This window comes from Martelella sp. UBA3392, from assembly GCF_002358775.1.
Classification (GTDB): Bacteria; Pseudomonadota; Alphaproteobacteria; order Rhizobiales; family Rhizobiaceae; genus Martelella; species Martelella mediterranea.
Genome location: NZ_DEPM01000174.1, coordinates 41,123 through 47,746 on the forward strand (window position 1 = coordinate 41,123; position 6,624 = coordinate 47,746).

The following is a 6,624-nucleotide window of genomic DNA, read 5'->3' on the forward strand; positions in this document are numbered from 1 at the left end:
TGCCGGCCTACCGACCCTGCCATTTCGGCGGGCGTTTCTCGGCGAAGGCGAGCGCGCCTTCGCGCGCATCCAGCGACGACGCCAGATGTCCGCCGATCGCCTGCTGCCGGGCCGTCTTCTCCTCGAAGCTCCAGTCGTGCTGGCTGGCGATCACCGCCTTGCTCGCCTCGACGCCGAGCGGGCTGTTGGCCGCGATCTCGCCGGCCAGCGCCAGCGCCTCGACCAGCGCATCTCCCGGCGCACACAGCCGGTTCACCAGGCCGAGTTCATATCCCCGCTCGCCGGTGATCGGCTCGCCGGTCAGCGCCATTTCCATCGCGACATTGACCGGCACCTTGCGCGGCAGATGAAACAGCCCGCCGCCCAGCGCCGCCAGACCGCGCTTCACCTCCGACAGCCCGAACCGCGCATCGCGCGCGGCGACGATCAGGTCGCAGGCAAGCGCCGCCTCGAAACCGCCGGCGCGGGCATCGCCCTCCACCGCTGCAATGACAGGCTTGCGGAAGCGATGATGTTCGAGCCCCAGAAATCCCCACGGATGGACGGAGGGAATGCCCTCGGCGACAAAGGCCTTGAGGTCCATGCCGGAACAGAACGTGCCACCCGCCCCCGTCAGGATCGCCACCCGTAACTTGGGGTTCCGATCGAAAGCATCCATCGCCGCGACGGCCTGTTCGTTCATCGCCCGGTTGACCGCATTGCGCGTCTTCGGTCGATTGAGCGTGATCACCGCTATCGCCCCGCGCATCTCCACCTCGACCACCCTCTCTTCTTTCGTCATTCTTCCTCTCCCATCCCGCGCGCCTCGCTCCACCGCCCGCGGCGCCATCATAAATATGTACCATAATATGGAATACACGAACAGCCTCTCATGGAGCGCCTGACAACACAAGCGCTTCAATGAGACCGCTGGATAAAGTCAATCCGCGATGCCGCCTGCAACATTCCTCAATTTTATTAGGTATCTCGCCGTTTTCATGCAGCAGAGACGCACCGTCCGCGTTGCGTCAAAGCCTTTTTCGACTTGTTCTATATAATGGTATATGATAAGCGGAGGGTGGAGGTCGGCGCGTTCATCACCTTTTCGCGCCGAAGGCACTCAGGGAGGAATGAATGCATCTCACGAAAATGACGGGCGTACCGTATCTTGCCGCCGTTTCGGCCATCGCACTTGTCATCTCCGCCGGCGGCGCACATGCCGCCGAGCAATGGCTTGAGAATCTTGAGCCGCGGACGCTGAAGCTGGCCGATTTTTCCGGCGACCAGAACGCCAATTTCGGCGCTGCCATGGTGAAGTGGGAAGAGGCCATCACCGAATTCACCGAGGGCAAGATCACCTTCGAAAACTACTGGTCGGCCTCGCTGCTGGGCGCGCTGGACACGGCCGAGGGTGTTGCCGACGGCGTGGCGGATATCGGTCTGGTTCTGGCAAGCTACATTCCGCAGGAATTCCCGGTCGGCGCCTGGTTCTATGGCTTCGGCTCGGCGCTTACCGGATCGACCGTGCACGATGTCGCCGCCGGCGGCGCGACGGCTCTGGAGACCGCCTATACCTTCCAGCCGCTGATCGACGAATTCGCCGAGCACAATCTCAAGATATTGCAAACCACGTCGACCCCGCCCTACAACCTTCTCTGCAACACGCCCGTCTCGACGCTTGAGGACGCCAAGGGCAAGCGGATGCGCACCAGCGGCCCAGTGTGGGCCGATGAGGTCGCGGCCATCGGCGCCACCTCCGTCAGCATCGCCTTCAACGAGACCTACGAAGCCCTGCAGCGCGGCGTGATCGACTGTATCGGCCAGAACCCCTACCAGCTCGCCAGCGCGATGACCTACAAGGACGTCGCCAAGGAATATGTCCCGGTGACCCTGTCGCACATGCAGTCCTCGGCCTGGGTGATGAACCTTGACACCTGGAACAGCTTCCCGCCGGAATTGCAGGCCTTCATCAACGAACAGAACATCATCGCCGCCAGCAATATCTGGAAGACCTATCTCGAACTCGAGGCCAAGGTCGGCGATCTCATCACCGCTGAGGAAATCCGCGTCAACGACGTGTCCGAACTGGAGCCGGTGATCGCCGAACAGCGCGCCAAAACGGTGGCCGCCATGGCTGAGACTGCTCCGTCCACGATCGAGAACCCGCAGGAAGAGGTCGATCGCTATCTGGAACGGCTGGACTACTGGCGCCAGGTTCTGGTCGATCAGGGTCATCCTATCGCCGAACGTTCGCCCGCCGCGATCATGGACGCCTTCACAGGTCTGAGCGACGTCGACCTTTCAGGTTTCATCGAGACCTACAAGGAAGAAGCCGGGCCGGTGATCATCGGCCAGTAATCCGGGCGCGGACCTTCCCGGCCGGTTCCGCCGTCCGGGGATTTTCGGCATACTCGTCCGTCGTATACGTCCATGACTGAGGGGCTCGAAACACCATGACCGGATCGCCAGAGGCGTCAACGCCGCAGACGTCCGAGAAGCTGCCATTGCCGATCAGGCTGATCGACGGATTGTCCGGCCTGTCTGCGGCGCTGGCCGCGGCCGGGCTGGTGCTGCTGGCGCTGAACGTGTTCCTCGACGTGCTGGGGCGGACCTTCCTGCACCGGGCCATTCCGGGGACGATCGACATGACGATCAACTGGTGGATGCCGATGCTGGCATTGCTGGCCTTCGGCTATACCGAAAAGATGCAGGACCACATCAAGGTGACTGTGCTGCTGGATTCCCTGCCCATCGGGCTGAGGCGCGCCATTGAAGGGATTTTCAGCCTGCTCGCGGCCGTCCTGCTGATGTTTCTGGCTTTTTATACCTGGGTTGACGCCGCCCGCAGCGCCAAGATCGGCGAGACCACGTCGTCCTCGCCGCCGGTGATGATCTGGCCGTTCAAATTCGTGGCGGTCGCAGGCGTCATCGTCCTCTCGCTGCAACTGCTGGCGACCGCCTGGCGGCATTTCAGCAGCCGGCTGCCAAGAGAAATAGATTTCGACGTCGACGAGGCCGCGTTGTGAAAGCGAACAGCTCCGACACCAATTTTCCCGCACAGGAGAAACGCGGCACCCGCCCCGCCGTGGCAGTGTTCATCGTGATGATGGTTCTGGCGCTCGGCGCCACCGGGGCGCTGCTCTTCGGCGACCTTTCCAAGCAGATGTCCGGCATCCTGGTGATCCTGCTCAGCATCATTCTCCTGCTGATGGGCATTCCCGTCGGCGTGGCGATGCTGGGAGCGGCGCTTCTGGGGCTCTACTCGCTGGCCGGCCTGCGCGTCGTGACTTCGTCGATGAAGTCGGTTGCATTCGATTCCGTCGCATCCTGGTCATACAGCGTGATCCCGATGTTCATCCTCATGGGCATGATCCTGTGGAAATCGGGCCTGACGTCGAACGCTTTCGAAGCGGCGAGGCGCTGGTTCGGCTGGATGCCGGGCGGCCTGGCCGTGGCCACCAACACCGCAGGCGCAGTACTAGCGGCAAGCAGCGGAAGCACGATCGGCATCACCTTCGCGCTCGGCAGGGTATCGATCCCCGAAATGCTCAAATCGGGTTACGATCCCCGGCTTGCGGTCGGCAGCGTGGCGGCCGCGGGCACGCTGGGCCAGATCATCCCGCCCAGCCTGCTGCTTGTCATTTACGCAGGCGCTGCCTCCACGCCCGTTGGCCTGCAACTGCTTGCCGGCTTCGTGCCCGGCCTGCTGCTGGCGGGCAGCTTTTCCGCCATGATCATCATCCGAGCCATGGTGACGCCGGGCCTTGCGCCGGCGGTGGATATGAGCGGGATCACCTGGCGCATGCGCATGGCCTCGCTCCTCGACATCGCCCCGATCGGCATTGTCATCCTGTGCGTGGTCGGCGGCATTTTCGCCGGCATCTTTACGGCGACCGAAGCCGGTGTCTACGGCATGATCGCCTCGCTGATCTTCGGCAGCGCCTCAATGCTGATGCGCGGACAGGGGCCGCGCGATGTGCTGGTCATGATGCGCGAATCGCTGCTGGGCGCACTGACGGGAACCGCCGCCGTCTTCCTGCTGATCATCGGCATCGCGGTACTGACGCGGGCCATGGCGCTCAGCCAGCTTCCCAACACCATCGCCGGGCTGATCCTCGACCTTGGTCTCGGCAAGACCGAGCTGCTTCTGCTGCTGATCCTCGTCTACCTGTTCCTCGGAATGTTCATGGACACGCTGGCGATGATGCTGCTCACCATCCCCGTCCTGCTCTCGCCGCTACAGGCCGTCGGCGTGGACCCGCTCTGGTTCGGCGTGTTTCTCGTGGTGATGGCCGAGGTCGGACTGCTGACGCCGCCCCTCGGGATCCTGTCATTCGTTGTCCATCGGATCGCATCGGACCCGGCGGCCAATCTCGGACGTCCGATCTCGCTTCCCCAGGTGTTCGCGGGTATTGCGCCCTTCGCGGTGACGGCGATGGCATTCCTGCTGCTGCTGATCGCCTTTCCGGAAATAGCGACCTGGCTTCCGGAAACGCGGCTCTCCCGATAACCGTCGGACGAGGGGATATCCAGCAGAGCCCGTGCGCCCTTCCCGTAAAGCTTAAAGAGCGGTTGCGCATTCAGGGCGCAACCGCTCCATTTGTCTTGACGCATCTTGGCGGGCGGCAGGTGATTTCATCCGCCCAGGCCAAAGGTTCAGGCTATGTCCCCGAGGATCAGCCGGGCGTGATCGATCAAGGGACGGTCGATCATCTTGCCGTCGAGCCGGACCGCCGCGCCTCTGGCGCTTTCCAGCGCTGCGATGACCCGGCGGGCCCATGCGATCTCGTCATCGCTCGGCGCGAAGCCGGCATTGACCGGCGCGACCTGCGCGGGGTGGATGCACAGTTTTGCGCCGAAGCCCATAGACCGCGCGTGGCGCACGTCGCGCGCGATCACATCCAGGTCGGAGAGCGCCGTGGTGACGCCGTCGATCGGCGGCAGGAGGTCGCCGAGCCTCGAGGCCAGCACGAGTTCGAAGCGGGCATGATCGAGCGCGGGGCTGCCTTCGGGAATGCGGGCATCCGCGCTGAAATCGAGATTGCCGAAGGCAAGTCGCGTCAGACCCGGCACCTTCACCGTGTCGCGCAGCGCGGCAAGACCGGCGACGGTTTCCACCAGCGCCATGAGCGGGCGGGCGGGCAATGTCGCTGCAATATCCGCCATGCCCGCGGGTTCAGCCTTGGGAACCATGATCTCCGCCGCAAGATCGCGCAAAGCCGCGATGTCATCGCCATGCCAGGGCGTGTCGGCGCCATTGATCCGCACGATGCCCGTCCCGCCGTCAGCGAACCATCGCGCGACATGGGCGCGGGCATCATCCTTGGCGTCGGGGCCGACGGCGTCCTCGAGATCGAAGATCACCGCGCCGGCACCGGCGCCGGCGGCCTTTGCGAACCGGTCGGGGCGATTGCCCGGCACGAACAGATAGCTGCGCGGTGTGGCCATCGGCATCACGCTCCGAACACCGCTTCGGCCTTCATCGCCAGTTCGCCGTTCGGGCCTCTCGCCCACAGCGAAAGACTGTCGGGTGTTTCACCTTCCGCAGCCTCCAGCGTGAAACTGTCGTCGACGAAAAGCGGCGCCATGCCGCGAAATTCGAACCGCGCCAGCCTTCCCTCAGGACGGCAACGATGGGCGAAATCCTGCAGCAGCGTGGCGACCAGCGGCCCGTGGACAACGAGGCCCGGATAGCCTTCCTCTTGCGTGGCATAGGGACGGTCGTAATGGATGCGATGGCCGTTATAGGTCAGCGCCGAATAGCGGAACAGCAGGACGGGATCGGGCTTGACCTCTTTCGTCCATGCCGCCCCTTCGGGAGCTGCGGCCGGAACCGGTTTCGGGGCGTCGGCCGCCGGCGGCTCGCGGTAGACGATGTCCTGTTCCTCTTCGATGCAAAGCGTGCCGCCGCTTGAAATACGGTGGCGGACGGTGACGAAGACGAGACGGCCGGCGCGGCCGTTCTTTTCGACGACGTTGAGGATTTCGCTTTCCTTCTCGGCGACCGCGCCAACGGCAAGCGGCGCGTGATAGGAGATGCGGCCGCCGGCCCACATACGTCGGGGTAGACCGGTGTCGGGCAGGAAGCCGCCGGTTTTCGGATGTCCGTCAACGCCGAGGCCGGAGCGGCGGACGAAGGGGGGGAAGAACAGCCAGTGGAAACCCGCCGGCAGCGGCTGACCGGCGACCGGCATGTCCGGCAATTCCAACGTCTCGACGAGTGCGGCCACCCGCTCGGCCAGGATCGTCTCGGTCTTTGTCTCGCGACGCCCGATGGCGCTTTCGGGGCCTGTCATTGCGGCTTCAACGGTCAAATTCTCACTCCTCAAAACCCATTTTGCTTTTGCGCGCCTCCGGACAAAAGTCCCGCCCGCGTTGCAGATCAGTAGATGACCCGTTCTTCCACGAGCCGATCGCGCTCCTTGCGGCCGATGCCCAGAAGCTCGCCATAGACATAATCCTCATGCTCGCCGAGGCCCGGCGTGCCGCGCGTCATGCCCGGCGCATCGCTTGCCGAAAACCGTGCCGGAAAGCCGGCCGCCATGCGGTGGCTTCCATCAGTTTCGGTAACCTCCACCACGCTGCCGCGGCCGCGCATGTGGGGATCGGCGGCGATATCGGCAGCGCGCCAGGAAACATGCGCGG

At 64.0% G+C, this 6,624-nt stretch carries 6 protein-coding genes and 1 pseudogene; 3 read left to right on the top strand and 4 right to left on the bottom strand.

Features of this window, described 5'->3' with window-relative positions:
* Nucleotides 1-7 precede the first annotated feature (7 nt).
* Nucleotides 8-781, bottom strand: a complete 774-nt coding sequence (locus B4E36_RS13395; RefSeq protein WP_292057652.1) for a crotonase/enoyl-CoA hydratase family protein — start codon at nt 779-781, stop codon at nt 8-10.
* 332 nt (nt 782-1,113) lie between these two features.
* Between B4E36_RS13395 and B4E36_RS13400 the strand changes: the two genes are divergently transcribed.
* The 3 genes from B4E36_RS13400 (at nt 1,114) to B4E36_RS13410 (ending at nt 4,489) form a co-directional block, all read left to right on the top strand.
* Nucleotides 1,114-2,337, top strand: coding sequence for a C4-dicarboxylate TRAP transporter substrate-binding protein (locus tag B4E36_RS13400; protein ID WP_292057650.1), 1,224 nt, complete (start codon nt 1,114-1,116; stop codon nt 2,335-2,337).
* Nucleotides 2,338-2,432: 95 nt separating this feature from the next.
* Nucleotides 2,433-3,005 (top strand): TRAP transporter small permease subunit, encoded by a 573-nt coding sequence (locus B4E36_RS13405; RefSeq protein ID WP_292057648.1) that lies wholly within the window; start codon nt 2,433-2,435, stop codon nt 3,003-3,005.
* Entirely contained in the window at nt 3,002-4,489 is a 1,488-nt protein-coding gene (locus B4E36_RS13410) for a TRAP transporter large permease (RefSeq protein WP_292057647.1), read from the top strand. The genes B4E36_RS13405 and B4E36_RS13410 overlap by 4 nt, the downstream gene beginning before the upstream one ends.
* A 146-nt stretch (nt 4,490-4,635) precedes the next feature.
* Here B4E36_RS13410 and B4E36_RS13415 read toward each other — a convergent pair whose 3' ends face one another.
* From B4E36_RS13415 to B4E36_RS13425, 3 genes and pseudogenes are all read right to left on the bottom strand, one after another.
* Complete coding sequence (locus tag B4E36_RS13415) at nt 4,636-5,427, bottom strand: HpcH/HpaI aldolase/citrate lyase family protein (RefSeq protein WP_345900456.1); 792 nt, start codon at nt 5,425-5,427, stop codon at nt 4,636-4,638.
* 5 nt (nt 5,428-5,432) lie between these two features.
* Nucleotides 5,433-6,293, bottom strand: a complete 861-nt coding sequence (locus B4E36_RS13420) for an FAS1-like dehydratase domain-containing protein (RefSeq protein WP_345900457.1) — start codon at nt 6,291-6,293, stop codon at nt 5,433-5,435.
* A 68-nt stretch (nt 6,294-6,361) separates the two neighbouring features.
* Nucleotides 6,362-6,624 (bottom strand): annotated as a pseudogene (locus B4E36_RS13425) (CoA transferase); the annotation flags it as partial.